The sequence below is a fragment of the Rhodobacter capsulatus genome (assembly GCF_052363185.1).
Taxonomy (GTDB): domain Bacteria; phylum Pseudomonadota; class Alphaproteobacteria; order Rhodobacterales; family Rhodobacteraceae; genus Rhodobacter; species Rhodobacter capsulatus_E.
Genome location: NZ_CP198955.1, coordinates 959,244 through 984,031, shown reverse-complemented (window position 1 = coordinate 984,031; position 24,788 = coordinate 959,244). Strand labels below are relative to the sequence as shown.

The 24,788-nt window shown below is 60.7% G+C and carries 23 protein-coding genes and 3 pseudogenes; 17 read left to right on the top strand and 9 right to left on the bottom strand.

Annotated features, from left to right (window positions below; all coding sequences use genetic code 11):
- Window positions 1-466: 466 nt before the first annotated feature.
- Both ACTTAG_RS05045 and ACTTAG_RS05040 read left to right on the top strand, forming a co-directional pair.
- The gene (locus tag ACTTAG_RS05045; RefSeq protein ID WP_023921405.1) at window positions 467-688 is read left to right on the top strand and encodes a helix-turn-helix domain-containing protein; all 222 of its coding nucleotides are present in this window, start codon (window positions 467-469) and stop codon (window positions 686-688) included.
- A gap of 1 nt (window position 689) precedes the next feature.
- Window positions 690-1,994 carry a type II toxin-antitoxin system HipA family toxin gene (locus tag ACTTAG_RS05040; RefSeq protein WP_444464448.1) on the top strand — a complete coding sequence of 435 codons (1,305 nt, stop codon included), beginning with the start codon at window positions 690-692 and terminating at the stop codon, window positions 1,992-1,994.
- Between the two features lie 259 nt (window positions 1,995-2,253).
- On the opposite strand, the gene ACTTAG_RS05035 is transcribed toward ACTTAG_RS05040, so the two are convergent.
- The 3 genes from ACTTAG_RS05035 to ACTTAG_RS05025 form a co-directional block, all read right to left on the bottom strand.
- Entirely contained in the window at window positions 2,254-4,818 is a 2,565-nt protein-coding gene (locus ACTTAG_RS05035) for a hypothetical protein (protein WP_444464447.1), read from the bottom strand.
- Window positions 4,819-5,423: 605 nt separating this feature from the next.
- Complete coding sequence (locus ACTTAG_RS05030) at window positions 5,424-6,143, bottom strand: nucleotidyl transferase AbiEii/AbiGii toxin family protein (RefSeq protein WP_444464446.1); 720 nt, start codon at window positions 6,141-6,143, stop codon at window positions 5,424-5,426.
- The gene (locus ACTTAG_RS05025; RefSeq protein ID WP_023912155.1) at window positions 6,143-6,349 is read right to left on the bottom strand and encodes a hypothetical protein; all 207 of its coding nucleotides are present in this window, start codon (window positions 6,347-6,349) and stop codon (window positions 6,143-6,145) included. Before ACTTAG_RS05025 ends, ACTTAG_RS05030 begins: the two co-directional genes overlap by 1 nt.
- A 102-nt stretch (window positions 6,350-6,451) precedes the next feature.
- Between ACTTAG_RS05025 and ACTTAG_RS05020 the strand changes: the two genes are divergently transcribed.
- From ACTTAG_RS05020 to ACTTAG_RS04985, 8 genes and pseudogenes are all read left to right on the top strand, one after another.
- Window positions 6,452-7,075, top strand: coding sequence for a helix-turn-helix domain-containing protein (locus ACTTAG_RS05020; protein ID WP_444464445.1), 624 nt, complete (start codon window positions 6,452-6,454; stop codon window positions 7,073-7,075).
- A 664-nt stretch (window positions 7,076-7,739) separates the two neighbouring features.
- Entirely contained in the window at window positions 7,740-8,009 is a 270-nt protein-coding gene (gene tnpB, locus ACTTAG_RS05015) for an IS66 family insertion sequence element accessory protein TnpB (RefSeq protein WP_444464444.1), read from the top strand.
- 148 nt (window positions 8,010-8,157) lie between these two features.
- Window positions 8,158-8,826: pseudogene (locus ACTTAG_RS05010) on the top strand (IS66 family transposase zinc-finger binding domain-containing protein); the annotation flags it as partial.
- 20 nt (window positions 8,827-8,846) lie between these two features.
- Window positions 8,847-9,362: a hypothetical protein gene (locus ACTTAG_RS05005; RefSeq protein ID WP_444464443.1), complete on the top strand. Its 516-nt coding sequence runs from the start codon at window positions 8,847-8,849 to the stop codon at window positions 9,360-9,362.
- Window positions 9,363-9,816: 454 nt separating this feature from the next.
- Window positions 9,817-10,068: a helix-turn-helix domain-containing protein gene (locus ACTTAG_RS05000; protein WP_444464442.1), complete on the top strand. Its 252-nt coding sequence runs from the start codon at window positions 9,817-9,819 to the stop codon at window positions 10,066-10,068.
- Window positions 10,068-11,387 carry a type II toxin-antitoxin system HipA family toxin gene (locus ACTTAG_RS04995; protein WP_444464441.1) on the top strand — a complete coding sequence of 440 codons (1,320 nt, stop codon included), beginning with the start codon at window positions 10,068-10,070 and terminating at the stop codon, window positions 11,385-11,387. Before ACTTAG_RS05000 ends, ACTTAG_RS04995 begins: the two co-directional genes overlap by 1 nt.
- Window positions 11,388-12,311: 924 nt before the next feature.
- Complete coding sequence (locus ACTTAG_RS04990) at window positions 12,312-12,533, top strand: helix-turn-helix domain-containing protein (RefSeq protein WP_444464440.1); 222 nt, start codon at window positions 12,312-12,314, stop codon at window positions 12,531-12,533.
- Window position 12,534: 1 nt separating this feature from the next.
- The gene (locus ACTTAG_RS04985) at window positions 12,535-13,548 is read left to right on the top strand and encodes a HipA N-terminal domain-containing protein (protein WP_444464439.1); all 1,014 of its coding nucleotides are present in this window, start codon (window positions 12,535-12,537) and stop codon (window positions 13,546-13,548) included.
- 5 nt (window positions 13,549-13,553) lie between these two features.
- Here ACTTAG_RS04985 and tnpC (ACTTAG_RS04980) read toward each other — a convergent pair.
- The 3 genes and pseudogenes from tnpC (ACTTAG_RS04980) to tnpA (ACTTAG_RS04970) form a co-directional block, all read right to left on the bottom strand.
- Window positions 13,554-15,245: pseudogene (gene tnpC / locus ACTTAG_RS04980) on the bottom strand (IS66 family transposase).
- Between the two features lie 63 nt (window positions 15,246-15,308).
- Window positions 15,309-15,662, bottom strand: coding sequence for an IS66 family insertion sequence element accessory protein TnpB (gene tnpB / locus ACTTAG_RS04975; protein WP_444462228.1), 354 nt, complete (start codon window positions 15,660-15,662; stop codon window positions 15,309-15,311).
- Complete coding sequence (tnpA, locus tag ACTTAG_RS04970) at window positions 15,659-16,066, bottom strand: IS66-like element accessory protein TnpA (RefSeq protein WP_444462229.1); 408 nt, start codon at window positions 16,064-16,066, stop codon at window positions 15,659-15,661. Before tnpA (ACTTAG_RS04970) ends, tnpB (ACTTAG_RS04975) begins: the two co-directional genes overlap by 4 nt.
- 92 nt (window positions 16,067-16,158) lie before the next feature.
- Between tnpA (ACTTAG_RS04970) and ACTTAG_RS04965 the strand changes: the two genes are divergently transcribed.
- The 4 genes and pseudogenes from ACTTAG_RS04965 to tnpC (ACTTAG_RS04950) all read left to right on the top strand — a co-directional run bounded on the left by ACTTAG_RS04965 (window position 16,159) and on the right by tnpC (ACTTAG_RS04950) (window position 19,000).
- Window positions 16,159-16,527: a HipA domain-containing protein gene (locus tag ACTTAG_RS04965; protein WP_444464438.1), complete on the top strand. Its 369-nt coding sequence runs from the start codon at window positions 16,159-16,161 to the stop codon at window positions 16,525-16,527.
- A 6-nt stretch (window positions 16,528-16,533) separates the two neighbouring features.
- The gene (gene tnpA / locus ACTTAG_RS04960) at window positions 16,534-16,995 is read left to right on the top strand and encodes an IS66-like element accessory protein TnpA (RefSeq protein ID WP_444464437.1); all 462 of its coding nucleotides are present in this window, start codon (window positions 16,534-16,536) and stop codon (window positions 16,993-16,995) included.
- On the top strand, window positions 16,992-17,345 hold the full coding sequence (gene tnpB, locus ACTTAG_RS04955; RefSeq protein WP_444462574.1) for an IS66 family insertion sequence element accessory protein TnpB: 354 nt from the start codon (window positions 16,992-16,994) through the stop codon (window positions 17,343-17,345). The genes tnpA (ACTTAG_RS04960) and tnpB (ACTTAG_RS04955) overlap by 4 nt, the downstream gene beginning before the upstream one ends.
- Before the next feature lie 69 nt (window positions 17,346-17,414).
- A pseudogene (tnpC, locus tag ACTTAG_RS04950) lies at window positions 17,415-19,000 on the top strand (IS66 family transposase).
- Window positions 19,001-19,389: 389 nt separating this feature from the next.
- On the opposite strand, the gene ACTTAG_RS04945 reads toward tnpC (ACTTAG_RS04950), so the two are convergent.
- The 3 genes from ACTTAG_RS04945 to ACTTAG_RS04935 form a co-directional block, all read right to left on the bottom strand.
- On the bottom strand, window positions 19,390-20,577 hold the full coding sequence (locus ACTTAG_RS04945) for a PIN domain-containing protein (RefSeq protein ID WP_444464436.1): 1,188 nt from the start codon (window positions 20,575-20,577) through the stop codon (window positions 19,390-19,392).
- A gap of 544 nt (window positions 20,578-21,121) precedes the next feature.
- A complete protein-coding gene (rhuM, locus tag ACTTAG_RS04940; protein WP_444464435.1) occupies window positions 21,122-22,150 on the bottom strand; it encodes a RhuM family protein in 1,029 nt (342 codons plus the stop codon).
- 181 nt (window positions 22,151-22,331) lie between these two features.
- A complete protein-coding gene (locus tag ACTTAG_RS04935) occupies window positions 22,332-22,538 on the bottom strand; it encodes a hypothetical protein (RefSeq protein WP_444464434.1) in 207 nt (68 codons plus the stop codon).
- A gap of 327 nt (window positions 22,539-22,865) precedes the next feature.
- Between ACTTAG_RS04935 and ACTTAG_RS04930 the strand changes: the two genes are divergently transcribed.
- From ACTTAG_RS04930 to ACTTAG_RS04920, 3 genes are all read left to right on the top strand, one after another.
- A complete protein-coding gene (locus ACTTAG_RS04930; protein WP_444464433.1) occupies window positions 22,866-23,264 on the top strand; it encodes an XRE family transcriptional regulator in 399 nt (132 codons plus the stop codon).
- Complete coding sequence (locus ACTTAG_RS04925) at window positions 23,261-23,428, top strand: hypothetical protein (protein ID WP_444464432.1); 168 nt, start codon at window positions 23,261-23,263, stop codon at window positions 23,426-23,428. Before ACTTAG_RS04930 ends, ACTTAG_RS04925 begins: the two co-directional genes overlap by 4 nt.
- 469 nt (window positions 23,429-23,897) lie before the next feature.
- On the top strand, window positions 23,898-24,785 hold the full coding sequence (locus tag ACTTAG_RS04920) for a hypothetical protein (RefSeq protein WP_444464431.1): 888 nt from the start codon (window positions 23,898-23,900) through the stop codon (window positions 24,783-24,785).
- Window positions 24,786-24,788: the final 3 nt, after the last annotated feature.

Below are 24,788 nucleotides of genomic sequence, written 5' to 3'. Positions count from 1 at the left end.
CTGTTTCGATGGATTTCGTTTCCGGATGAGCCGTCCCGGAGGCCGCGCTTTCAGGAGAAAAAAAGTTTTCCGAAAATCTGTCAACCTTGGCAGAGGAAAACCCTTATTTTATTGGGGTTTCGAGGTTGACGAAGTTGACAAACTGGCCTGAAAAGTTGACGAAAACGACGTTTTCAGCGTCGCTTGTCAACCAAAATGTTAGGTTCCGTCAACTTTGGACCTGTCTTTGTCAACCAAAATGTTACGTTGTCAACCATGCTGTCAACCTTCCCGAGCCCTCGCGCCTGAGCCCGACGACCCGCACTTTTGCATCATTGACAGCCTCGGCCTGCCCGGGATCGCACATCAACGATCATTGAAACGACCCGCCGAGCTGCCCATCCCAAACCACGATTTCAACGATCGTTGACGCGGGCTCCAAGGTGGTGCATCCTCAATACTCATTTCAACGATCGTAGATGGCGCGATGACCGACACCCTCACCACCATCTCCACCGTTGCCGAGCTCGGACAGGCGATCCGGGCGCGCAGGCTGGCGCTTGGCTTGCATCAGGCCGAAGCCGCGATGCAAAGCGGGGTCTCGGCGGCGACATTCAGCGCGATCGAGAACGGCAAGGAGACCGCCCGCATCGGTCTTGTCCTGCAGATCTGCCGCGATCTCGGCTTGCAGATCACCTTGAGCGCCTGAGATGCCCCGGCTCGACCTCGACGTCTTCCTTGAAGCCCGCGCGCAGCCGATCGGCCGTCTGACCCGGTTCGACGATGGCGCGCTTGCTTTCGCCTATCTCACCGACACGTTGCCCCATCCGCTGTCGCTGTCGCTGCCTTTGCGCGAAGAACCCTTCGGCGATGCCGTGACACGCGCCTTCTTCTCGAACCTTCTCTTCGAGAATGCGCAGCGCGAGCAGATCCTGCAACGCTACCGGCTCGACTGGACCGACATCGTTGGACAACTCGAGCATCTGGGCGCAGATTGTCCTGGCGCGATCTCCTGCGTGCCGATGGGGGCAGGTCCGGCGAAGACGCCAGGCGATCTTGCGACCGACTATGACGCGCTCGATGCGGACGATCTCACTCGGATCATGGTCTCGCTGCGTGATCGCCGTCGTCTGCCCGACGATACCCGCGATCCGTCTCCGCTTGCGGGCGTTCAAGGCAAGGTCGCGCTGACACAACTGCCGGATGGGCGCTTTGCGCTGCCCAAACGCGGGCTGAACGTGCCGACGACGCATATCCTGAAGGTGCCCCGACCGTCAGAAATGGCGCTGGTGCGACAGGAACATGTGCTGATGAGCCTGATGCGCGGGATGCAGCGCCACCCGGTCGCTGAAACCGAGATGATGGGAGAGGGCGACCTTCAAGGACTTCTCGTCACCCGCTTCGACCGGATGTGCGACGGCGGGGTCGTGCATCGCATCCATCAGGAGGATTTCGCCCAGGCGCTTGGTCTTGGTCCGCATCTGAAATACCAGCGCAACAGCGGTGACAGCCGCCGTTTCGGGGCGCGCTCGGTGGGAGAGCTGCTCGCGCAGACCGCCAACCCCGGTCGCGCGCGTCAAGCGTTCCTTGAGGTGACGCTGGTGAACCTGCTTCTCGGCAACACCGACAACCACGCGAAGAACCATGCGCTGCTTTACACCGGTCCGCGTCCGGTGCTGGCGCCGGTCTATGACGTCGCGCCGGTGCTGATCGACCGCGAAGTGACGCATCAGCTGGCCTTCGACATCGGACGCGCTCAGATGACCGACGAGATCACAGGGGCGGACCTTGATGACTTCATCGGCGCACTTGGCTTTCCGCGCTTCACGCCCGCGCTGCGCAAGCGCCTGATCGAGATCGTGCAGACCGCGGTCGCAGAGATCGCGCCGATGCGGGGACCGGGTCTGAAACCGCTCGGCGATGCAATGGCGGAACAGGCCGGTTGGCTCGCACAGGCGCTTGGGGTGGAAATCGAGATTCCCGAGCGCGATGGGTTGATCATCAATCGACCGTGAAGCGTCGAGGTTGCTGTGGAAGCAGGGCGCCGCTAGAGCCACGGAGCGAGTCACTGGTGAGTCTCACGCGCGTTCAGCACCACCCCTAGATGACGACACCACTGATGCAGCCAGCGACTCGCTGCGCGAGCCTATGAGGCTTTCCAATGCGACCTCAACGATCGCTTATAGAAGCGCCGAAGCAGAGCGTCGGGGGCATTCATTTAAACTATCGTTGACGCCGCTTGTGCAGTCGGGCACGCGAGTCCTGTTTTTTGCTTCACAGTCGTTCAGAATCCACATTCCCGATAATTCGACCGATTTCAGCATCAGGGATGCCTAAAGCAAACTGGTTTAGCAGCCCTATAGGCTTACCAGAAGTCCTAAGCGCCCTCGCATAGGTCTCTGCCAGAGTGGACTGAAGAACTGTCCAGTTTCCAGAAAATTCTTTGTTCGCCTTAGCTTGATCCATTTCGTGAATGACCTGCTCTGCAACTTTCCGATCACCACGTCTTGCCATTAGCTTCCATCTATCGTTACGCAAAAGTAGCCTAGGATCGGCGGCAACAGCCTCGTCCATGTATTTAAGCGCTCCTGCAAAATCCCCCTCGAACTCCGCCTCTTCTGCTCGGATTTCGAAGTGTGCACTACCGACGCCAGGGTCACTGGCTAGATCCCTGAAGGCGTTATTGTAACGTTGTTCAATGTCATTCGGCGCAGTTCTTCCGACACTCTCGCCTCGATATTTCCAGTGCAATTCAACTCGCGCGAGGGACATCAGGCTAAAGATTGTGCGACTCAGCTTAACATAGGCGAGCGCATAACCTTCAGCTTTGCGGAAATCGGGCGACCGCGTTCGAAGAATACATGCGATTAATGGCCGATAGATGTGCTCAAGGCGCCTGCCCTTATCAAAATTGAATTCAAGAGCTTTTTCATACCATTGAATTGCGTCAATATACTCTCGCTTAAACTCATGAATATTACCTCGAAGAAATGCCGCCATCGACTTCGTGCGGTGTTCTCTTTCCAGCAACTGGACGCATTGTTCCGCCTCCGGAAAATTCTCTACTCGGATCGAGCTTAAGCAGTAGTAGCGGATTATCTCAATGCGAGTTGATTGCGCGAATTTAGCTCTATGCTTGAACGCATTGCGTAGCAACCGATACGCGGCATCGATACGTCTCGCGTGGTAGAGGCGAACGCCCGCTTGGAACCAATGCGCTGCGGACACGAAGGGAGTCAAGTCGCTTGGGATATTATCTTCGCCTGAAATTAGGGCAGCTTGGATGCGGCTTTCGATGCGCACAAATTCGTGGTCGGATGTCTCGATTGCCCCCGGATTTCGAACGAATTCAGAAAGTGCATTCCTGAGCCAGTTCAGTAGTTCGAGACGAACCAAGTCGCGCCCAAGGCGCCGCGAAAAAAGTGGCGTCAGTCGATATAGATTGTCCGTCTCTCTCTCGACGAGGCCGAGTTCAAGCAGCTTGCCCATAACCCGTGACATCGGTCGACTCGGCTGGACGACGCGCTCTAAGTCGATGATATCACAGGGTGATACCTCGTTCAGAAATATCAGTGTCCGCTGCTCGTCGATATAACTCGAAAGCTGTGCAAAGGCCCAGCGCGTGTAGATAGTCATCTGATCGACCATTGGGGCACCCTCAGCGGCAATCATAGCTTCGAGCTGATCGAAATCCTCAATGCTTGCTATTGAACGAACCAGCGCAACCAGAAAACCAACAGTCCCGACAGACGCGGAGACCACCTTATCGACCACGTCATCAGTCCAGCGCTCAGGATGGGGATCGAAGTGACCGATGAGCCGATAGCAGTAGTCCTTGAGGGTGTGCTCGTCGATCGTCGGGACTCGCTGAGTTTGTAGCCGCTCGCGACAGCGTATCCGCCGTTCTGCTGGAAGCGGAACCTGCGATATGATGAAGAGTTTGCTGCGAGTTTTAGGCTTCAACGCGTTTACCACGTCGTCTAGCCATTCAGGCAACTCGATCCGTTCCTCAACGATTCTACCGTGGCGAAGAATCAGATAGTTGCCCGATTCAGCGACCTGTTCAATCGCTTTTGCGATGGCTTGCGTCTCGTTCATAGACGCCTCAGCCTGAATTTCCATAAGTCGGCGCTGGTCTGCTCCGAGCCCTTCGCTCGCAATGCGAAGAAGAAGCTGATCAGGCAGTGTTGCTTCGTTCACTTCGATTGTGACGCAATGGCCATTCGGGACGAAATCGCGATTGAACTCGCGGACGATGCTCTCACGGCCAACGCCGTTGAAGCCAGATATCCACACTGCCGGGAAGAATCTGAACCGATCATTCGGCAACTGGAGTGATGTCCGCATTGATTGAAGCAAATCGGGTCGGGGCAGACGAGGGTGATCGGAGACGAGGAGCGGTTCAGAAACCCGCGAGACTAACTGGATAGCGACTTCAATAGGCAGGTTTGCTCGCGACGTTCGATAATCCAGCGCCTTACCCAAGGCAGAAAATACCTCTTTCGTGTTTTCTGGAAAGTCTTCCGTCCAATGCAGGGGGCAGTCGTCTAAACGTAAGACCAATGGGCGCAGAAGTTTTCCGTCTAATAGACTTGCGGCCTGCTTTATCTCTTTAACGCACCCTTGCGCCTCTATATATTTTCGCGACCAAAAAACCACGAGGATTTTCGACCTTGGGAGTTCGCGTCCCGATATCTCATCCCACATGTGCGCCGCTTCCTCACCGGTCTTGGAATATAGGTAAATCCAATCGTCGGGAAACTGCTCCCAGACTTGTTCCGCGAAATTTATGTCGGCGCTGGAAACTGAGAAGAATATTGGAAACGGCTTTTTGGTCATGGAACACCTTTGCTCTCGCGCGTATCTGACTTAAGAGTGCAAATCTCAGCGAAAAAAGCAACCCGCAGCAGTTGAGCGATCGACGATCGGTTGCCTGCATATCCCAACAAGTCCCGAAACGAGCAAGCAACGACCGCACATCACCGCAGTCGTAGATGATCGATCTCAACCGATAGAAACCGATCATAGATGTATCGACCGGGAGTGGAGGTTTAAGACGCCCCCGACTGGCTGGCACCGGCTGCACCCCCATCACCTCGATGCGCTTTTTCTAGGACTTCGGTTGCACCATGTTCGGTTAAGGCGCGCAGGGCGCCACCAGAGCCCCGGAGCGCGTCGCTGGCGCGCTTCATGTGTCTTCAGCTCAGCCCTAGTCGGCGATACAGCGGACGTAGCCAGTGTCTCCCCATGTGAGTCTGAGACGCATGCGTCAACTGAAATGCCCCATCGAGAGTGTAGTTCGTCGCTGATCGCCCATGGGTTGTTTGCATTTTTTGCAAAGAGCTCGCTTCATCCAGTTGGTCCTCGTCGAGAATGTTCTGCCCCCAGGTCGAAGACATCGCGGGTGCAGCCCGTGACCAGCTGCGTGAGTCTGAGCGCACATCTCAGGTCGAAGACACCGGACCGCCATGCACCGCCAGGATCTCCGTCTCGAGGTCAGGGTCCATCGCCATGTCGTGCATGCACTTTCGAAGCCACTCGGGAGCGCGAATGCGCTCGGCCGCCTTGTCGTAAGCCTTGCGCACGGTGTCCCCATAGGCACCCTCGGCGATCACCCAGGCCGCCGCAGGAATTGGCCCCCACCGCGAGATCATCATCGACAGATCGAGGATGTCGCGGCTGAGCACCCCTGCGTCATTCCAACGATCAGCATTCGCCAAAAGCTTTTCGGCAAACATGTGATCGCGGCAAAGGACCGGAACACCGTAGCGCGGATCGATTTCTCCGGTCAGTTCGATCCGGGCTTCGCGGACGATTTCGAACTTGATCGCGACATCACCCACACCGATCAGGGTTCGGATGCCGTATTGATCCATCCGGACATCGCGCACCAGTGTCAGCTCCGCCCCTGGACGCAAGAAGCCCGCAAGGTTCGATCCGCCCCAAAGCGCCTGACGCAGCTTGCGATACCCCTCTTGCGACGCGCAGAGAAAGTCGATGTCCACGCTCTCGCGATATTCATCGAGCTGGAGAACGATCGCCGTTCCACCACCGAAGTAGCATTCGGCGTCGCGCAGCAACTCGCCGTTCAGACAGCGCAGCACATGAAGGATGTCGTTGTGATGACGGCGCGTGAAAAGCTCCGCCCCCTGCGGCGCAGCCATCAAGCGACCATCAGATGCCCGTTGCCATAGTCGGCAACGAGGCGATCCAGAAGCTCCTGTTCACGCGGGGTGAATGCATCCTGATCGACAAACCGCCAGTTGCGCTCATAAAGCGCAAGCGCGGTTTGCCCGTCCAGGACCGCGCCATCGGGCCGGTTCCAGCAAAGCTGGCGCAACTGCGGATAGTCGTTCACATTGATGGTCATGTCATCCTCGGATGGCTCAGGATCATCCGCTCTCTGCCCAATATAAGCCCCGCGCCCCCTGTTTCAAAGTCATTTTGCGCCCCAGACCTTCGCGCTGCGTTAATGCGGCATTCCCTGACCCGGCTCGCTTCGTTTCACCGGGAGTGGAGGGTTCAGCCATCCCCAACCGGCTGGCACCGGCTGCATCCCCATCACCACGACGCGTTTTTTCTAGGACTTCGGTCGTGCATTCATATCCCGGTCATTCGCGCGCAACTCCCACCCGACGCGCGCAGTGCGGTTGGTTACGGTCGTCTCATCAGCAACAACAACGAGACGAATACAACCATGACGACCCCTTTCAAAACCAGCGAAGTCGCCCGGCTCATCTCCGATCGCGTCGATGCGCTCGCCCATCGCAAGACGCAAAACGAAATCGCAGCCGAGGCTGGCTTCGCGAATGCGAACTTCATCTCGATCCTGAAGTCGGGGAAAAGCAAGTTACCACTCGACCGGGTGCCGTCGCTGGCGAAGGCGCTTGAGGTCGATCCGGCCTATCTGATGCGCATCGCGCTGGAACAGGCGGTGGGGGTGACCGCAGCGAAGGCGATCACCGAGATTTTCGGCACGCCCATTACCGCGAACGAGAAGGCGTGGCTCGACGAGCTGCGTGACGCATCTGGCAACAGCGACCCTCGGATCACGGCGCGGGGGCGGAGCACATTGCGTGGGATCTTCGGCAAATGAGCGATGTCTTCATGGTGCCGACGGGACCGCTGGGACCGCGGGACCAGCTGAGCGAGAACGAGAAGGCGTGGATCGAGTTCATCCGCGTGATCAGTGGTGGTCGCGATCCAAAGGTGACACCAGCGCGTGTGCGAGCGTTACGCGAGCTTCTTGACGCGGGATGAGGCGTCGGAACGGTGAAGGTCCGCCGTTCCCCTTTGGGAGGGGCGCAAGCCCCTCTTTCGACCCCACGCATGTGTTGCTGTCGGGATGAAACAGCACTCGACCATCGCTGTTTTTTGTGCGACCGAAAGAGCATTCGCAGCCCGGTTGACGCAACGTCATCAGGTGCCAGAATTGGGGTCAGATCAGGTGCCAGACAGGCAAACATTTCCTTTATTTTCAAAGGACTGAGCAGAGTTCAATCCTCTCTTGCAGCACCATACTTCTCCCAGCAAAATCAAATAAAAACAACAATCTGGCACGAACTTGACGCCTTGACTTCGCTCGTCAGACGGCGATTGCGGGAGCGCTCTTCCGTTCAAATGAACGCGGTCAGGAAAAAATGACATAGCGACGAGCGAAGGGCGCCATCAGGCGCCATCGAGGGGCTGTCGGCTTCGGGCCTCGCGCAGCTGATCCGGGTTCTGGAAGGCGCATGATCGGGCCTGGGAATGGGGTGCGCGTGTTTCTTGCCGTCGGCACGACAGACATGCGCTGCGGGATCGCCGGGCTCTGCGCGCGGGCAAAGAAGGTGTTGGGCGAGGATCCGGCGGGTGGGGCGCTCTTGGTGTTCCGGGGGCGCATGGGCGATCGGCTGAAGATTTTGCACTGGGATGGGCAGGGCTTCTGCCTTTATTACAAGGTGCTCGAGCGCGGCCATTTCCCCTTGCCGAAGGCCGCCGAGGGTAAAGTTGCACTGACCCCGGCGCAGATGGCGATGCTCTGGGATTGAGCGGGCGAACGCCATCGGTTCGAGAGAGCCCGCGAAAATCGATTGGCGCCAGCCGCGCTGGACGAGCGCGCCGACCCGGATGTGAGTCAAAGCGCCGCTTAGCCCTTGTTTTGTTGGGACTACGGGCAGCGGCATGGTATCTTTGGCCATGTTGCACACCGCCTCTTCCCTGCCGGACGACCCCGCCGCCCTGAAGGAGATGATCCTTCAGCTGCAGGCCAGCCTGCGCGCGCATGACCTGCTGGTGCAATCGCTGCGAATGCGGATCGCGCGGCTGCGGCGACAGGCTTTCGGCAAGGGCTCGGAGAAGATTGCCCGCGAGATCGAGCAACTGGAGTTCGCGCTCGAGAGCCTGAAGGTGGCCGAGGCCGAGGTTGCGCCCCCGCCCGAGCCGGACAGCGTCGAGACCGCGCCGATCTGCAGCACGTCAGACGACCAAGGCGACGCCGAAGCCCCGGAGAAGGCGCCACGTCGGCGCCCGCGGGTGTCGCCCGACACGCCGCGCGAGCGCCGCGAGCTTGATCCTGGCGAGAGCTGCCCGGAATGCGGTGGCGCCCTGCGCCTCGTCAGCGAGGACGTGAGTCAGATCCTCGAGATGATCACGGCCCGGCTGAAGCTGATCGAGGTGGCGCGGCCGAAGAAGTCCTGCCGGTGCTGCGAGAAGATGGTGCAATGCCCGGCACCGACCCGGCGTTCGGCGGGCAAACCGTCCACTGGACGGTTTGCTTCTCCGCCTCACCCCGGCAGCCTTGCCGGTCCGAGCCTTTTGGCCTTCATCCTCGTCGCCAAATACGACGACCACCTTCCGCTCTATCGCCTGACCTGATGATCCGGCTCATGGACAAGGTGATCGACACGCAGCGCATGGATGGGAGTTTCACCGACCTTGCCGATGACCGGAAACGGGTGCGGATCGAAGTGACGCTGAAGGGGGCCGAACTGTCTGCGATCGGCGTGACCGACATCGCTTCCTTGAAGGCACTGCAGGCAAGCAAGCTGCAAAAGTGCTACTTCCAGTTCAAGCTGCCAACGTTTTCGGCACGGCCACAGATCAGGACCGGGAGCGATGTGCTGCAGAATGAAAAGCAGCGCTGGCGTTCAAAGACCTGGTTGCGCGCCGGGTTGGTCGGTTTGATGGCGATGGACCGCGCGAGCGAAAATTTCCTCGAGACGCAGAAGCGCGATGTGGCGAAAGCGGTGCGAAGGATCAAAGGTCCGCGGCCGCGCGTTTTTGCAGGAAAGCGGCTCGCGGACTCGTTCGTTGCCTGGGATGAGATGAACAGGAAGGTGAACGTGGCGCTGACAGCCCTGGAGAAGCGTGAAGGAACGGCGTGGAAGAAGCTGAAGCCTTGATGAAGGGGTGTGTGGAAGCCTCTGAGTAAGTGCTTATCTACAGTTAAAAGGACCGAAAGCAGGGTCTTTCGCTCGGACTCCTTACAGAAAAGGCTGCCATAAAGGGGTCACGATCGCGGACAAGGCTGATGACGGTAGAAAAAACCTGCACCGAATGTGGCGGCGATGCAGCCAGTGATTGTCCGGGCTGGTCCTTCGTTGACCGATCCCGCCTTGCAGCCGTTCCCCACTTGAGGCCGCCCTGCACGGTCGAGACTGCGGTGGCATCCATCCGCAGCAGCATGTTTTCGAGCAATCAGCCGAAGTCGCGCTGACATCGGAGCACGCGATCGGGGCACAGGCTCACGATACGCTGCTGCGCATAAAGTCAACTTATACTCCACGGCGAATAAAGCCGATTTATTCGCTGCGGCGAATATTGACGACTTATGCGCTCTATCGTATTCTTCCTTCCATGAGCAACCTTGCACGCACCCCCAAGCAGATCGGCGCCGTCATTCAGCGCACCCGAAAAAGCCACGGCTGGAGTCAGAGTGACCTGGCCGAGCGCGCGGGCCTGCGTCAGGCCACGATCTCGGACATCGAGCGCGGCGAAAGTCCGGCAAAGATCGACACGCTGTTGTCGGTGCTGGGAGCGCTCGATCTCGAGTTCCGGATCGACAGTCGCACGAAATGGCGACAGCAAGAGATCGAGGATCTGGCGTAATGGGTCGCCGTCCCGCCTATCCGCCGCTTCGGGTGCATCTGAACAACCTGCGCGTCGGCACACTGACGCGAGAGGCGAGCGGGGCGATCTCCTTCAGCTATCATGCCGACTGGCTGGCCTCGGATCGGGCGCAACCCGTATCACTGTCGATGCCTTTGCGCGAAACACCCTATCGCGGCGAAACGGTGACAGCGGTTTTCGAGAACCTTTTGCCGGACTCGACCCGCATTCGTCAGCAGGTCGCAGAGCGCGTCGGGGCGCGAGGCTCCGATGCATTCAGCTTGCTGTCGGTGATCGGGCGCGATTGCGTGGGCGCGTTGCAATTCGTCGCGGGAGATGACGTCGCCGAAGACGCCACCGGCGCCATTTCTGGTGAAGTGGTCGACGACGCGGCCATTGAAAAGCTGCTCCTCGGATTGGCAAGGGCACCTTTGGGCTTGCAACGTGACGACGACTTTCGCATCTCGGTGGCCGGAGCGCAGGAAAAGACCGCACTCTTGCGCAACGAAGGCAAATGGCTGCGTCCCCACGGAACCACACCGACGACGCATATCTTCAAGACCCGGATCGGACGGCTTCCGGGCGGCATCGACCTGTCCGACAGCGTCGAGAACGAGTTTTTCTGTCTGAAACTGGTCGGCGCTTTCGGCCTGCCGGTGACCGGTGCGGAAATCATGACATTCGGCGCGACAAAGGCGCTGGTCATCGAACGGTTCGACCGGCGCCGAACCGATGATGGTCGGCCGATCCGGTTGCCCCAGGAGGATTGCTGTCAGGCGCTCTCGGTCCCACCGGGTCTGAAATACCAATCGGACGGCGGTCCAGGCATGCTGGCCGTGCTGGACCTGCTCGCAGGCAGCGACACGCCGCTTGCGGATCGCGAGACTTTTCTGAAAGCTCAGATCGTGTTCTGGCTGATCGGGGCGAATGACGGTCATGCCAAGAACTTCAGCCTGCACCTTGGACGCAGGGGCACTTTCAGTCTGACACCGCTTTACGACATCCTCACCGTGCAGCCGGCGCTGGTCCAGGGCACGATCGAGCGCAAACAGATGAAGATGGCGATGTCTGTGGGCGACAACCGGCACTACCGGTTCGATCAGATCCACGGTCGGCATTTCGTGCAAACCGCATTGCGGGCGGGTCTCTCGAAACAGCGCGCCGAGCGCATTCTCGACGAGATGGCGGAGCGCGCTCCCACGGCTTTCGCAGACACCTGCGCCGCGCTTGACGCCGAAATCCCGCGATCCCTGATCGAGGCCGTGGGTGCCGGGATTGCAGCGAGACGCTCCAGTCTGCGGCTCAAAGGCAACGATTGATCCCTTCGAAGATGTCCGCGACGACATCGGGACCGGAAGGGTCCGGTGATTTTCCGATCGCAAGGAGAACAGGTGCGCCGCGGCTGTCCTCCACCCCTTCGCTTCGCACCTTGTCATGCAGATCGACATCAAGCACCGCAGGTCGACCACGGAGCGTGCGTCAGACCCATTGGGGCGCGCACTGAGTCGCATCCATCATCACGCATGATGTCGCGGTGCACCCGCGCGAGATCGCAGCCTGTGAGCGCCCCAAGCGCATTTTCGATCGAACCGGAGAAACGACGTCCTGCGCCGCGCTGTCTACATAGCTGAATAGCTGTTCAGCTGATGAGCTACAGTCATTTTACGAAGAGCGGCGCAGGAAACACGCTCATGACGGCCACTTTCGCATCGAAATCCACGCCGGAACGATCGTCGTCAGCCAAGCCGTTGTCATGCCGCAGAGCAGGGTTTTCGATCCGATCCTGGTGGATTTCGTTTCAGGATGCCTCGTCCTGAAGTCCGCGCTTTGGTCGGAAAAAAGTTTTCCGAGGTTTTTGTCAACCTTGGGAGCGTCGAAGCCTTATTTTATTGGGGTTTCGAGGTTGACAAGGTTGACAAGCTGACCTGAAAAGTTGACAAAAACGACGTTTTCAGGGTCGCTTGTCAACCAAAATGTTAGGTTCTGTCAACTTTGGACCTGTTTTTGTCAACCAAAATGTTACGTTGTCAACCATGCTGTCAACCTTCCCGAGCCCTCGCGCCTGAGCCCGACGACCTGCACCTTTGATCGTTGACTGCCTCGGCCTGCTCGGGATCGCACATCAACGATCATTGAAACGACCCGCCGAGCTGCCCATCCCAAACCACAATTTCAACGATCGTTGACGCAAGCCTCAAGGTGGTGCATCCTCAATACTCATTTCAACGATCGTCGATGGCGCGATGACCGACACCCTCACCACCATCTCCACCGTCGCTGACCTCGGACAGGCGATCCGCGCACGCAGGCAGGCGCTTGGGTTGCATCAGGCCGAAGCCGCGATGCAAAGCGGGGTCTCGGCGGCAACGTTCAGCGCGATCGAGAACGGTAAGGAGACCGCCCGCATCGGTCTTGTCCTGCAAATCTGCCGCGATCTCGGCTTGCAGATCACGTTGAGCGCCTGAGATGCCCTGGCTCGACCTCGACGTCTTCCTTGAAGCCTGCGCGCAGCCGATCGGTCGTCTGACTCGGTTCGACGACGGCGCGCTTGCTTTCGCCTACCTCACCGACACGCTGCCCCATCCGCTGTCGCTGTCACTGCCCTTGCGCGAGGAGCCCTTTGGCGACGCCGTGACACGCACCTTCTTTTCGAACCTGCTCTTCGAGAATGCGCAACGCGAGCAAATCCTGCAACGCTACCGGCTCGACTGGTCCGACATCGTCGGGCAGCTTGAGCATCTAGGTGCAGATTGTCCTGGCGCGATCTCTTGCGTTCCGATGGGGGCAGGTCCGGCGAAGACACCCGGCGATCTTGCGACCGACTATGACGCGCTCGATGCGGACGATCTCACTCGGATCATGATCTCGCTGCGTGACCGCCGTCGTCTGCCCGAGGACACCCGCGATCCGTCTCCGCTTGCGGGCGTTCAAGGCAAGGTCGCACTGACACAGCTGCCGGATGGTCGCTTTGCGCTGCCCAAACGCGGGCTGAACGTGCCGACAACGCATATCCTGAAGGTGCCCCGACCGTCAGAAATGGCGCTGGTGCGACAGGAACATGTTCTGATGAGCCTGATGCGCGGGATGCAGCGCCACCCGGTCGCTGAAACCGCGATGCTGGGAGAGGGCGATCTGCAAGGGCTGCTCGTCACCCGTTTCGATCGGCTACGCAACGGCACCACCGTGCATCGCATCCATCAGGAGGATTTCGCCCAGGCGCTCGGTCTTGGTCCGCATCTGAAATACCAGCGCAACAGCAGTGACAGCCGCCGCTTCGAGGCGCGCTCGGTGGGCGAGCTGCTCGCGCAGACCGCCAACCCCGGTCGCGCGCGTCAAGCGTTCCTCGAGGTGACGCTGGTGAACCGTATGCGGCGGCCACGGCCCATTGATATTTTTCTTGCGGGTGTCGGAGGAGCGAGCGGACGGGTGCGCGTTGCGGCTTTGTATCGCCCTCAAATGATCTCACTGGGGAATCCCTGATGAGTTCATTTCACGAGATCTGAGGGGGGCCTCATTTTCCGCCCCCCCCGGGCATAGGCCCATGGCATCAGCGCGTCGATGTTGCTGGCCAGGTGGCCATTGGCGAGGCGGGTGAAGAGATCGCGCAGATAGGCGTAAGGCTCGACACCGTTCATCTTGCAGGTGCCGATCAGGCTGGCGAAGCGGGCCCAGTTGCGGCCGCCCTCGTCGTGACCGGCGAAGAGCGCATTGCGGCGGTTCATCGCCGGGCTGCGGATGGCGTTCTCGACCAGGTTCGAGTCCATGTCGACCCGGCCATCGTCGAGGAAACGCCGGAAACCATCCTCGCGCTTGAGCATGTAGATCATCGCCTTGCCGAGGTCGGTTTTGCTCGAGACCCGCTTGGCCTGGGCCGCGAGCCAGAGGAAGAACGCGTCCACCAACGGGCGGGAGAGGTCCTGCCGCATCGCCCGGCGTCGGTCGGGCGCGGCGCCGCGGATGGCATCCTCGATCTTGTAAAGCGCGGCGATGCGCAAAAGCGCCTCGTCGACGATGGGCGAGCCTGTCTTTGGCTTGGCCTTGATCAACTGGCGTCGGCCGTGCGCCCAGCAGAACGCCAGCTGCAAAGGCTTGCCGCCCGCGCGTTTCGGCGTGGCCAGATGGGTATAGGCGCCATAGGCATCGACCTGGATCGTGCCCTCGAAGCCCGCGAGGATTTCGTCGGCATATGTGCCCTTCCGGCCGGGGCGATAGTGGAACACCACCCCCGGAGGCGCCGTCCCGTCCCAGCCGCGATCATCGCGCAGCACCGCCCAGAGATAGCCGGTCTTGGTTTTGCCTTTCCCGGATCCAGCACCGGGGCCGTCGTTTCATCAACGTAAAGACGGGTGCTTTCCGCAATCAGGCGCTTGGCCATGTGCTCGACCACGGGGGCGATCAGCGCGCCGGTGCGGCCCATCCAGTCGGCCAGAACCGAGCGGTCGATCGGCACGCCATGCCGCGCCATCACCACCGCCTGGCGGTTCAGCGGCATGTGCTCGGAATGTTTGGAGACGGCGATTTGCGCCAGCAGCGCCTCGGTCGGCCAACTCCCCTCGAGCAGATGCGCGGGAGCTTTGGCTTGCACCACACCTGTGCGGCCCTTCGGGCAGGCATATCGGGGGCGGATCGTGGCGATCACCTGATAGCGCGCCGGGATGTAATCGAGCCGCTCGGTCTTGTCTTCGCCGATCCGGACCATGTCGCCACAGCCGCAGGGACAGATGATGCTTTCGGGCTCGATCACCCGCTCGACCCGCGGCAGGCTCTCAGGCAGAGCCCGGCCTTGCGCGGGGGCGCGGCGTTTGTTTCTCGGGATCCGGTTCGTTGGCGGCGATCCGGTCTTCGACGGCGGCAATATGGGCCTGCGTTTCGGCAATCGCCGTTTCCAGATCTTCCAGCGCCAATTCCAGCTGCGCCGGATCGAGCTTTTCCGACTTCGGCCCGAACTTCGTGCGCCGGTAATCCTGAACCTGACCTTCCAGCTTGGCGAGCAGCGCCTTCAGCTCGGCGATGAAGGCGTCCTTCTCGGCCCCAACCGACTGCTCATGCTCCCGTGCGGCGCGCTCCACCGAGGCTTCGAACCGGGCCGCTTCCAACGCCGCCTGTTGGGCCGCAAAGGCCTGCACCACCTCGGGCGGCAGGTCCGGAAACTGGCTGAGATCGAAAGGCTGCGACATGCGCCTTTCTACCCGATCCGGGAGGAAAGCCCAATAAAACAAGCCCAAAATCTGCCCGCCGAGTCATCCCGCCGCAGTCGGCGCCTGCACCCGCTGTGCCAGAACCCGGCGCCAGTCGAGGCCCTCGAACAAGGCCTCGAACTGCGCCCGCGAAAGTCGCATCACCCCGTCCTGCACCTTCGGCCAGGCGAAGCTGCCCTGTTCCAAAACCTTGTAGACCAGCACCATCCCGGTTCCGTCCCACACCAGGATCTTCAGCCGGTCGCCGCGCTTCGAACGGAACACCACCGTCACCCCGGAATGCGGGTCGAGCTTCAGCTCGCTCTGCACCATCAGCGCGAGCGCCTGATGCCCGCAGCGGAAGTCCACAGGCTTCGTCGCGATCAGGACAGGCAGACGCTGGCCCGCGACGATCATGCCAGATCCCGCAGGGCTTTGACCAGTTCGGCCACCCGGGCGCCCGGAATGCCGTCGGGAACCCGCAACACGACGCCCTTGCCGATCTCGATGCTCACGCCGTCGGTCGCGGCCGCCGCGTCGCCGTCAACCGCCGGTTCCACCGACAGCGGCACGAAAGCAGCGGCGAAGTCCGCCACCGCCTCCTCCGGCAAGGCCAGACGCCCCGCCCGCGCCTGACGGCGCCAATCCGACAGCTGGTGCGGCAGAACCCCATGACGACGCGCGACATCGCCGACCCGTGCGCCGAGCTGAAAACTCTCCGCCACGATCCGCGCCTTAACTTCATCCGGCCAACGCCGATAACCCCGTGTCCGCGAAATCACATCGATCCGGCCACCAAAACCTTCGCCTCCATCCGCCATCACGGCCTCCTTCTGAAACTTCAGAAGGAAAATCGCCGTTCACGCGACCGGCTGGAACCGACGATTTCAATGGGTCAGAGACGGCGCATACGGTGAACCTGCTTCTCGGCAACACCGACAACCACGCGAAGAACCATGCGCTGCTTTACACCGGAGTGCGTCCGGTTCTGGCGCCGGTCTATGACGTCGCGCCGGTGCTGATCGACCGCGACGTGACGCATCAGCTGGCCTTCGACATCGGACGCGCGCAAATGACCGACGAGATCACCGCGGCGGACCTTGAGGACTTCATCCTTTCGCTTGGCTTTCCGCGCTTCACGCCAGCGCTGCGCAAGCGCCTGATCGAGATCGTGCAGACCGCGGTTGCAGAGATCGCACCTATGCGGGGACCGGCTCTGAAACCGCTCGGCGATGCGATGGCGGAGCAGGGTAAGCGCCCGGCCATCGCCCTCGTTGTTTGAGGGGCGATGTCATCCGAGATGACGCCCGTAACAACGGAGGCGTCGATGGATAGCGACATACAAACTTACGTAAGTTCTCACAGTGATGATCCTGGATACGCTGGTCGTATCGACATCGTGACGGGGCCGACCGGTCGCCGTCGCTGGCCCGAGCATGTGAAGGCGGCAATGGTGCTCGAGACGTTTCGGGACGGGGTGACGGTGGCCGATGTGGCCCGGCGTCATGGGGTTTCGGCGCCGCAACTGCATGCCTGGCGCCGGGCCGCGCGCGAGGGGCTTTTGCCGATGCCGGAAGATGATGCCCTCGGGCTCGTGCCGATCGTGGTGAGCGGGGGCGCCGGGCCGGGCGATCAACCCGAGACGAGCCTTCAGCTGGAGATTGTCGGGGTGCGGATCCTCGTGCCGACCGGCTTCGACGCGGCGCATCTTGGGCGGGTGGTTGCGGCATTGCGGGAGACATCGTCGTGATCCTGCCGGGCGGGATCACTCGCGCCTATCTGGCGACGCGGCCGGTGGACTTCCGCAAAGGTCACGCGGGGCTCGCGCTGGTCGTGCAGAACGTGCTCGGCCACGATCCCTACAATGGCGCGGTGTATCTGTTCCGCTCGAAGCGCGGCGATCAGCTGAAGTGCCTGGTCTGGGACCAGACCGGTCTGATCCTGATCTACAAGAAGCTCGAGGGCGGTGCCTTTGCCTGGCCGAAGCCGGCGGATGGGGTCATTAGGCTGTCCCCGGCGCAATTCGCCGCTCTGTTCGAGGGCGTCGATTGGCGGGCTGTCCGGGCCGAGCGCAGGCAGAGGCCGCGGCTGGCAGGGTGAGCCGCGACAGGGTGACTCGGGCCGTGTTTTATGGCGTCCTTGCGGGGTGTTGTGGGGTAGTCTCGGGCCATGGCATCACGCAGCACCAGCACGGCCCGGGTGGCAGATCTTGAACGGCGTCTGGCCGAGGCCGAAGCCGCGCGGGCTGCCGCCGAGACCGCGCGGATCGAGGCGGAAACACGTCTTGCCGCAGTCGAGGAGGCGCGCGCGGCTGGAACGCCTGCTCGCAGATGCGCCGCGATGCTTTCGGCGCGAAGTCCGAGAAGGGCGATCCGGACCAGCATCACCTGCCATTCGAAGATGTCGAGGCTGCGGCCGGGATGCTGGCGGCGGCCAGCGAAGCGGCCGAGAAGGTGATCGGCCCCCGGAAGGCGCCAGCTGCTCCGCCGCAGCGTAACAAGGGCAATCTTCCCGCGCATCTGCCCCGGATCGAGCAGGTCATCGAACCGGAGAGCATCCTTTGCCCCTGCGGCTGCGGCGCGATGCAAAGGGTTGGCGAAAGCCGGACGGAGCGGCTCGATGTGATCCCGGCGCAATTCCGCGTGCTGGTGACGGTGCGCCCGAAATATGTCTGCCGGACCTGCGCGGGCGCGCAGCATGCCCAGGCTCCGGCGCCGGAATGGCTGGTGCCGCGCGGCCTGCCGACCGAGGCGCTGGTGGCGCATTGCATGGTCGCCAAATTCGGCGATTACCTGCCGTTTTACCGTCAGGCCGACATCTATCGCCGCCAGGGGCTCGATCTTGACCGCACGATGCTGGCGGAATGGTCCGGGCGGGCGGCACAGCTTCTGGCGCCGGTGATCGACGCGATGATGACAGAGTTGCGCCGCAGCGACCGGTTGCAGATGGATGAGACCACCGTGCCGGTGCTGGCGCCGGGCACCGGGAGGTGCGCACCGACTGGCTCTGGGTGGTGCTGCGCGATCAGCGTGGCTGGGGTGGCGGCGATCCCCCGATCGTGGTCTTTCATCACGCGCGCAGTCGCGCAGGCAAGGTCGCGCAAGAGATCCTCAAGGGTTCTCCGGCGGCACGCTGCTGGTCGATGGCCACGGCGGCTATGACCAGCTGGCCGATCCGAAAAAGACCGCAAAGCCATGGGACATCGCCTATTGCTGGACGCATTGGCGGCGCCGCTTCGTCAAGTTCGCCAAGGATACGCCGTCGGAAATCTGCGACGAGATGGTCGAGCGCATTGCGCAGCTTTACGCCATCGAAAGGAAATCCGCGGCCGTGACCCGGCCACGCGCGTGAAAATCCGGCAGAGGTTCTCCAGGCCGATCGTCGAGGCCCTGCGGCCCTGGCTCGAGGGCTGCCTGCAGCAGCTCTCCTCGACGAACGAACTCGCGCGGCACATCCGATACGGGCTCAAACGTTGGGCGGGGCTGACCCGGTTCCTTGCGGACGGTCGGCTCGAAATGGACACCAACGGCGTCGAAAACGCGATCCGTCCGATTCCGCTGACGAGGAAAAACGCGCTCTTCGCGGGCTCCGACGACGGGGCGAAAACCTGGGCCCGCATCGCCTCACTGATCGGCACCTGCCGCCTCAATGGCATAAACCCCGAGGCCTATATCGCCGCCACGCTCCGCAAGATCCTCGACCAGCACATGCAAAGCGATATCGCCGCGCTCATGCCCTGGAACTTCCGAGAATAGTCAAGCCGCAAGGCAAAGGGCGATGAGCGGGCGCTTACGGAGCAGGCGAGTTGGCTCGCACAGGCGCTGAAGGCGGAGATCGAGATCCCCGAGCGTGATGGGTTGATCATCAATCGACCGTGAAGCGCTGGGATTGCTTTGGAGCAGGGTGTCACCAGAGCCACGGAGCGAGTCACTGGTGAGCCTCGTGCGCATTCAGCAGCACACCCTAGCTGACGACCCCACGGACGCAGCCAGCGACTCGCTGCGTGAGTCTGAGGCGCCAAGACATCATCACGAGGCTCAGCGTCGTCTCGACGAGCAGAAGCAGACTGTCGCCGCGATCAGCTGGACGATCTCATAGCGCAGGAGCGGTATTCGCAAAACCAGAGATAGCTTTCATCTTAACCTTACGATTTTTGCGGCGGCCTATCACTTGAAGGATCTTCACGCAAATTCTCCATTTCAAAATCATAGTCTGGCTCGGCAAGAGAGTAGTCGATGTAGCCTATATCAATAGAACTTGGAGCCTCTAGAAGCTCGACATTGTCAATGTGGTAAATGATGGAGCTTTCACCTTCCTCGTCATCCGTAAAATGACTGACTTCGATCAGCAGAAAGGCCTCAAACTCAATTTCCCGCTCGACAGTAGTTGACCCCATCGGAACATAATCGTTGTCGATGGAATCGTGAATAGAGAAACTAATCTCAGCATGCACAGTTGCAACGATCCACACCGGGGCACGAAAAGCAAATCTCTGTGCCCCAACGCGAACAATATCGATTTCAGTGCTGTGATTTTCCAAGCCAGGAATCTCAAAGTCGACCAGAGAAAGGCTTGCACCTTCGTCTTCCCCCGGCATAGGCCCATCAAATTCAAGATAGGGGAACTCCGATTCCACAGCCCGCTCTAAAGAAGCCTGAAGGCTTTGTGCCAGGCCTTGCTCATCGGCACCGATTAGATCGAGCACCCTCCTGGCCAAAGGAACCGTTGCCTCTGCCAGCTCGTTCAGCCGCGAAAGCGCTTTCCCAAGATCATCCACGAAATCAATATGCTGACTCTGAGCAGCGAAGGACTGCCAGTCTCCATCGCCACTAACTGCCAGAATTCTTTTTTGATTCTGAATTGCCCACTTTTCTAAGGTCAGGAGTGCTATGGCATCCGGAAACTCGTTCTTCTTTCCTTTACTGGAGAAAGGCGCCTCATTCCTGAAATATCTGTCGAGCATCGGCTTAATGTCCAACGTATCCGCACCAATAATTTCTGCGCCAGTCCGACCTATAAATTCTGACAATTGCCTTTTCGCATGATCCGAAGGTTTCTCCATTGCGTTACGGACGCCTGAAAGTTCAATTTCTTGTTGCGCCGTAAGTTGCCCGTTAGATATCCCGGATTTGATCGCTTTGTTTAGTGCGTCATGCGAGGCCTTGGCTTTTTCCGTGAGAGCCTTGTGGATTTCCCGCACTGTGATTTCTGACAGCAAGAGCTTCACCAAACCACCCTTGAACTGGCTGAGTTGACCGACCAGCCCTGTGTTCAGTTCTAGGTCGTTGGAGTAAACAACTTGAGTGTCAATCGTGAGGGCATCATAAGTCACTGAAAAACCTCGTCCTGTTTTGCTAGCCGTGTCGATCAATGAGAGAACTGCGATTTAGCTCGAATGGCCTAGACTTGCTCTATTGTAACAGTAAACACACTTTCCGGCTTCACTGCAAGCCTGATGCAGCTTTCCGACAGCCCTCACTTACCTCCTGTGAATTCGGCAAGAATTCAAACACCCGCTTCAGTTTGGCCCCAGTTATCTACTGACCTGGCGCGAACGGCAGCAATGGGACGTCATCGCCTTGTCGAAAGGGAGAGGAGGGTTCAGTCGCCCGCGACCGGCTGGCACCGGCTGCATCCCCATCACGACAAAGCTACCTTACTAGGACTTCGGCTGAACCACACGCAGGGCGCCACCAGAGCCACGGAACGAGTCAGCGGTGAGTCTCGCGCGCATTCAGCACCACCCCCAGTCGAATACACCACAAACGCAGCCAGCGACTCGCTGCGTGAGTCTGAGACGCATGCGCCACCTGCAGGCCCATCGCGATGAACAGGTTCGGGCGACAAGCACCGACGGCGCGTGATGTGTGCTCCCCTCACCTTGTGCGCGGCAGCTTTTTCCCTTCGGCTTTCAAGGCCGCTATCTGCGCGTCGGCTTCCTCCTTGCGCTGAAGACGGCGCTGCGCGTCGAAGAGTTCATATTCGGCGCAGGCCTTGTTGCGCGCAGCCTCTGCCGAGATCCGGCCGCCATCGCGAAGAACCGACCGCCCGAGATTTTTGAGTTGATCGTCGAGCAGACGGCGGGCATCCGCCATTGTGACGAGACGCCCGAGATCGAGCTGATCTTCGAAGATCCCAAGCAGGATCTCGGTCAGTCGGTTCAATTCGCGAAGTTCGCCTTCGGCGAGATAGTTCTTCGATGTCGTCACGTCCTGTTTGCGGATCTTGTCCTTGGGCCAGTCCTGCAACCCCATGTTTTCAAGACGATGATCCGCACGATCATAGATCAGCTCGGAGGGGGTCATCGACACGACCGCATGGACCAGCTTGGCCTGCGTGTGTTGGAAGAACTGCCGCGACGCTTCGTCGGAGCCGTCGTAGTCCTGACACATCGAACAGATCTGCCGCAACTCGGCGTAAAGGTTGGCTTCGCTCGCGCGGATGTCACGAATGATCTCGCGAAGCTCGCGCACACGGTCGAGGTTTCCGGGCTCCTTAAGTCGAGGCGCGTCGATCACGAAGCCCTTTCGGGCGTATTGCACCAGGATACCGGTCGCCCAGCGGCGGAACAGCGTCGCCTGCGCCGACGAGACGCGGTAACCAACCGAGATGACCATGTCGAGGTTGTAGGTCGCAACAGGCTTGGTGGAGGAGGCAATATGCACTTTGTGCATAGTGCTCTGCTCATCCAGCTCACCCTCGTCGAGAATGTTGCGGATATGGCGCGAGATAACAGATTGGTCACGACCGAACAGCGCGGCGATCTGCGCCTGCGTCATCCAGAGTGTGTCGCCCTCGAAGCGCAGGTCGATCTGCAAGCCCTTTGCGGTGCTGTAAACAAGGAACCGATCCCCGGTGCTCTCCTCTTCGATCAGATGGATGGGCTCGTCCTGCTCTGTGCTCACGGTTCACCTCGATTCGACGCGCATGAACAATAGCGGAACACGCCTCGCGATGCACGGTGCCGTGTTGAGCGGTTGCGCGTCGCGCGCCCTTTGCGCCTGGATGAAAGCCGGATCGAGCGCCGACGAAGATCTTGCGTCAACACGCCCGGTTTTGCAGGGCACGAGGAGGGTTTGGTGGTCATCAGCCGATCATCAGGCGCCCATTGCCATATTCGGCAGCAAGGTGGTCCAGAAGCTCCTGTTCGCGCGGGGTAATCACATCTCGGTCGACGAACCGCCAGTTGCGCTCATAAAGCGCAAGCGCGGTGTGCCCGTCCACGACTGCATGGCCGGGCCGGTTCCAGCAAAGCTGGCGCAACTGCGGATAGTCGTTCACATTGATGGTCATGTCATCCTCGGATGGCTCAGGATCATCCGCTCTCCGCCCAATATACGCGCCGCGCCCCCTGTTTCAAAGTCATTTTGCGCCCCAGACCTTGGCACTGCGTTAATGTGGCATTCCCTGACCCGGCGCGCTTCGTTTCACCGGGAGTGGAGGGTTCAGACGCCCCCAACCGGCTGGCACCGGCTGCACCCCCATCACCACCAAGCGTTTTTTCTAGGACTTCGGTCGTGCATTCAGATCCCGGTCTTTCGAGCGCAACTCCCACCCGACGCGCGCGGTGCGGTTCGTTACGGTCGTCTCATCAGCAACAACAGCGAGACGAAAACCACCATGACAACCCCTTTCAAAACCAGCGAAGTCGCCCGGCTCATCTCCGATCGCGTCGACGCGCTCGCCCACCGCAAGACGCAAAACGAGATCGCAGCCGAAGCAGGCTTCGCGAATGCGAACTTCATCTCGATCCTGAAGTCGGGGAAAAGCAAGTTGCCACTCGACCGGGGGCCTTCGCTTGCCAAGGCGCTTGAGGTCGACCCGGCATATCTGATGCGCATTGCGCTTGAACAGGCGGTGGGCGTGACGGCGGCGAAGGCGATCACCGAGATCTTCGGCACGCCCATTACCGCGAACGAGAAGGCGTGGCTGGACGAGCTGCGTGACGCATCTGGCAACAGCGACCCTCGGATCACGGCGCGGGGGCGGAGCACGCTGCGCGGGATTTTCGGCAAGTGAGCGATCTCTTCATGGTGCCGACGGGACCACTGGGACCGTGGGATCAGCTGAGCGAGAACGAGAAGGCGTGGATCGAGTTCATCCGCGTGATCAGCGGCGGTCGCGATCCGAAGGTGACGCCCGCGCGGGTGCGAACGCTGCGCGAGCTTCTTGACGCGGGATGAGGCGTCGGAACGGTGGAGGCCCGCCGTTCCCCGGGGAGGGGCGCAAGCCCCTCTTTCGACCCCACGCATGTGTTGCTGTCGGGATGAAACAGCACTCGACCATCGCTGTTTTTTGTGCGACCGAAAGAGCATTCGCAGCCTGGTTGACGCAGCGTCATCTTTTGCCAGAATGCTCGCCTGCCAGCTTGCCAGAACCTCATCTAAGTCATTGATTTTAAATGGACGATCGATAATTCAATCCTCTCTTGCAGCACCATCCCATCCCATCCCATCCCCTTGATCTTAAAGAAAACCCTTGCATTCAAGGTGTTGTTTCCATTTCGGGCGCCATTTTCACGGTGATCATCGCGCCCCCGAGAGCCCCCTCGCCTGCTCCGAAGGCCGCCGCGCGCCTGTGCCATGCCGTTGCCCCGGCGGGGGTTTGCCTTCGCGGCATTGGTCGCTATGGTGCCGCAAGGAGAAACACGCGATGCACCTGGTCTTTCATCTTGGCGCCCATGCCACCGATGACGAACGTCTTGTCCGGACATTGGCAACCAACCCGCAGGTGATGGCCGCGGCCAAGGCGCATGCGCCCGCCCCCGCCGCCTATCGCATGGCGCTGCGCGATGCGCTGATCGCGCTGAAAGGGCGGCCCGCCGATGCCGCGACGCAGGACGCGCTGCGCACCGCCTGCCTGCGCGGCGCCCGCGGCCCGGTCGACCGGCTGGTCTTCAGCTACGAGAATTTCCTCGCCCTGCCCGAACGCGCCATCGGCCCCGCCGGGCTTTACCCAGCCGCCGCCGACAAGCTGGCGCCGCTGGCCAACCTGTTCCCGCAGGACCGGACCGAGTTCCACCTTGGCCTGCTTGATCCGGCGCTGCTGCTGAGCGCGCTGGCCGCCCGCCAGCCCGGCCGCGACCTGAGCGACATGCTCTGCGGACATGCCCCCGAGGATCTGCGCTGGGGGCCGGTGCTTGCGCGCATGGCCGAGGCCGCCGCACAGGTCGGCGCGACGCTGGTGATCTGGTGCAACGAGGATCTGCCGCTGATCTTCCCCGAGGTGCTGCGCCGGATGGGCGGCATCGCGCCAGAGGCGGCGCTGGCGGGCGAATTCGGGCTGGTCGAGGAGATCATGCAGCCCGAAGGCGGCAAGCGGCTGCGCGCCTATATGGCGGACCATCCGCCGCAAACGGCCGAGCAGCGGCGCAAGGTGCTGATGGCCTTTCTGGACAAATTCGCCCGGCCCGAGGCGCTGCTGGCCGATGTGCCGCTGCCCGGTTTCACCGCGGATCTGGTCGCCGAAATCGCCGCCCGCTACGCCGAGGATGTGGCCGCCATCGCCCGCCTGCCGGGCGTGACGCTGATCACGCCCTGAGCC

What these genes read in the sequence shown, in the direction of transcription:
- ACTTAG_RS04935 (WP_444464434.1), bottom strand. Translation starts at nt 22,538, where the DNA reads ATGACCATCAATGTGAACGACTATCCGCAGTTGCGCCAGCTTTGCTGG.
- ACTTAG_RS04985 (WP_444464439.1), top strand. Translation starts at nt 12,535, where the DNA reads ATGCCCTGGCTCGACCTCGACGTCTTCCTTGAAGCCTGCGCGCAGCCG.
- ACTTAG_RS05035 (WP_444464447.1), bottom strand. Translation starts at nt 4,818, where the DNA reads ATGACCAAAAAGCCGTTTCCAATATTCTTCTCAGTTTCCAGCGCCGAC.
- ACTTAG_RS04995 (WP_444464441.1), top strand. Translation starts at nt 10,068, where the DNA reads ATGGGTCGCCGTCCCGCCTATCCGCCGCTTCGGGTGCATCTGAACAAC.
- tnpB (WP_444462228.1), bottom strand. Translation starts at nt 15,662, where the DNA reads ATGATCGTCGCGGGCCAGCGTCTGCCTGTCCTGATCGCGACGAAGCCT.
- ACTTAG_RS05005 (WP_444464443.1), top strand. Translation starts at nt 8,847, where the DNA reads ATGGACAAGGTGATCGACACGCAGCGCATGGATGGGAGTTTCACCGAC.
- ACTTAG_RS05020 (WP_444464445.1), top strand. Translation starts at nt 6,452, where the DNA reads ATGCGGCATTCCCTGACCCGGCTCGCTTCGTTTCACCGGGAGTGGAGG.
- ACTTAG_RS05025 (WP_023912155.1), bottom strand. Translation starts at nt 6,349, where the DNA reads ATGACCATCAATGTGAACGACTATCCGCAGTTGCGCCAGCTTTGCTGG.
- ACTTAG_RS05040 (WP_444464448.1), top strand. Translation starts at nt 690, where the DNA reads ATGCCCCGGCTCGACCTCGACGTCTTCCTTGAAGCCCGCGCGCAGCCG.
- ACTTAG_RS04920 (WP_444464431.1), top strand. Translation starts at nt 23,898, where the DNA reads ATGCACCTGGTCTTTCATCTTGGCGCCCATGCCACCGATGACGAACGT.
- ACTTAG_RS04930 (WP_444464433.1), top strand. Translation starts at nt 22,866, where the DNA reads ATGACAACCCCTTTCAAAACCAGCGAAGTCGCCCGGCTCATCTCCGAT.
- ACTTAG_RS05000 (WP_444464442.1), top strand. Translation starts at nt 9,817, where the DNA reads ATGAGCAACCTTGCACGCACCCCCAAGCAGATCGGCGCCGTCATTCAG.
- ACTTAG_RS05045 (WP_023921405.1), top strand. Translation starts at nt 467, where the DNA reads ATGACCGACACCCTCACCACCATCTCCACCGTTGCCGAGCTCGGACAG.
- tnpA (WP_444464437.1), top strand. Translation starts at nt 16,534, where the DNA reads ATGTCATCCGAGATGACGCCCGTAACAACGGAGGCGTCGATGGATAGC.
- ACTTAG_RS05030 (WP_444464446.1), bottom strand. Translation starts at nt 6,143, where the DNA reads ATGGCTGCGCCGCAGGGGGCGGAGCTTTTCACGCGCCGTCATCACAAC.
- tnpA (WP_444462229.1), bottom strand. Translation starts at nt 16,066, where the DNA reads ATGGCGGATGGAGGCGAAGGTTTTGGTGGCCGGATCGATGTGATTTCG.
- ACTTAG_RS04990 (WP_444464440.1), top strand. Translation starts at nt 12,312, where the DNA reads ATGACCGACACCCTCACCACCATCTCCACCGTCGCTGACCTCGGACAG.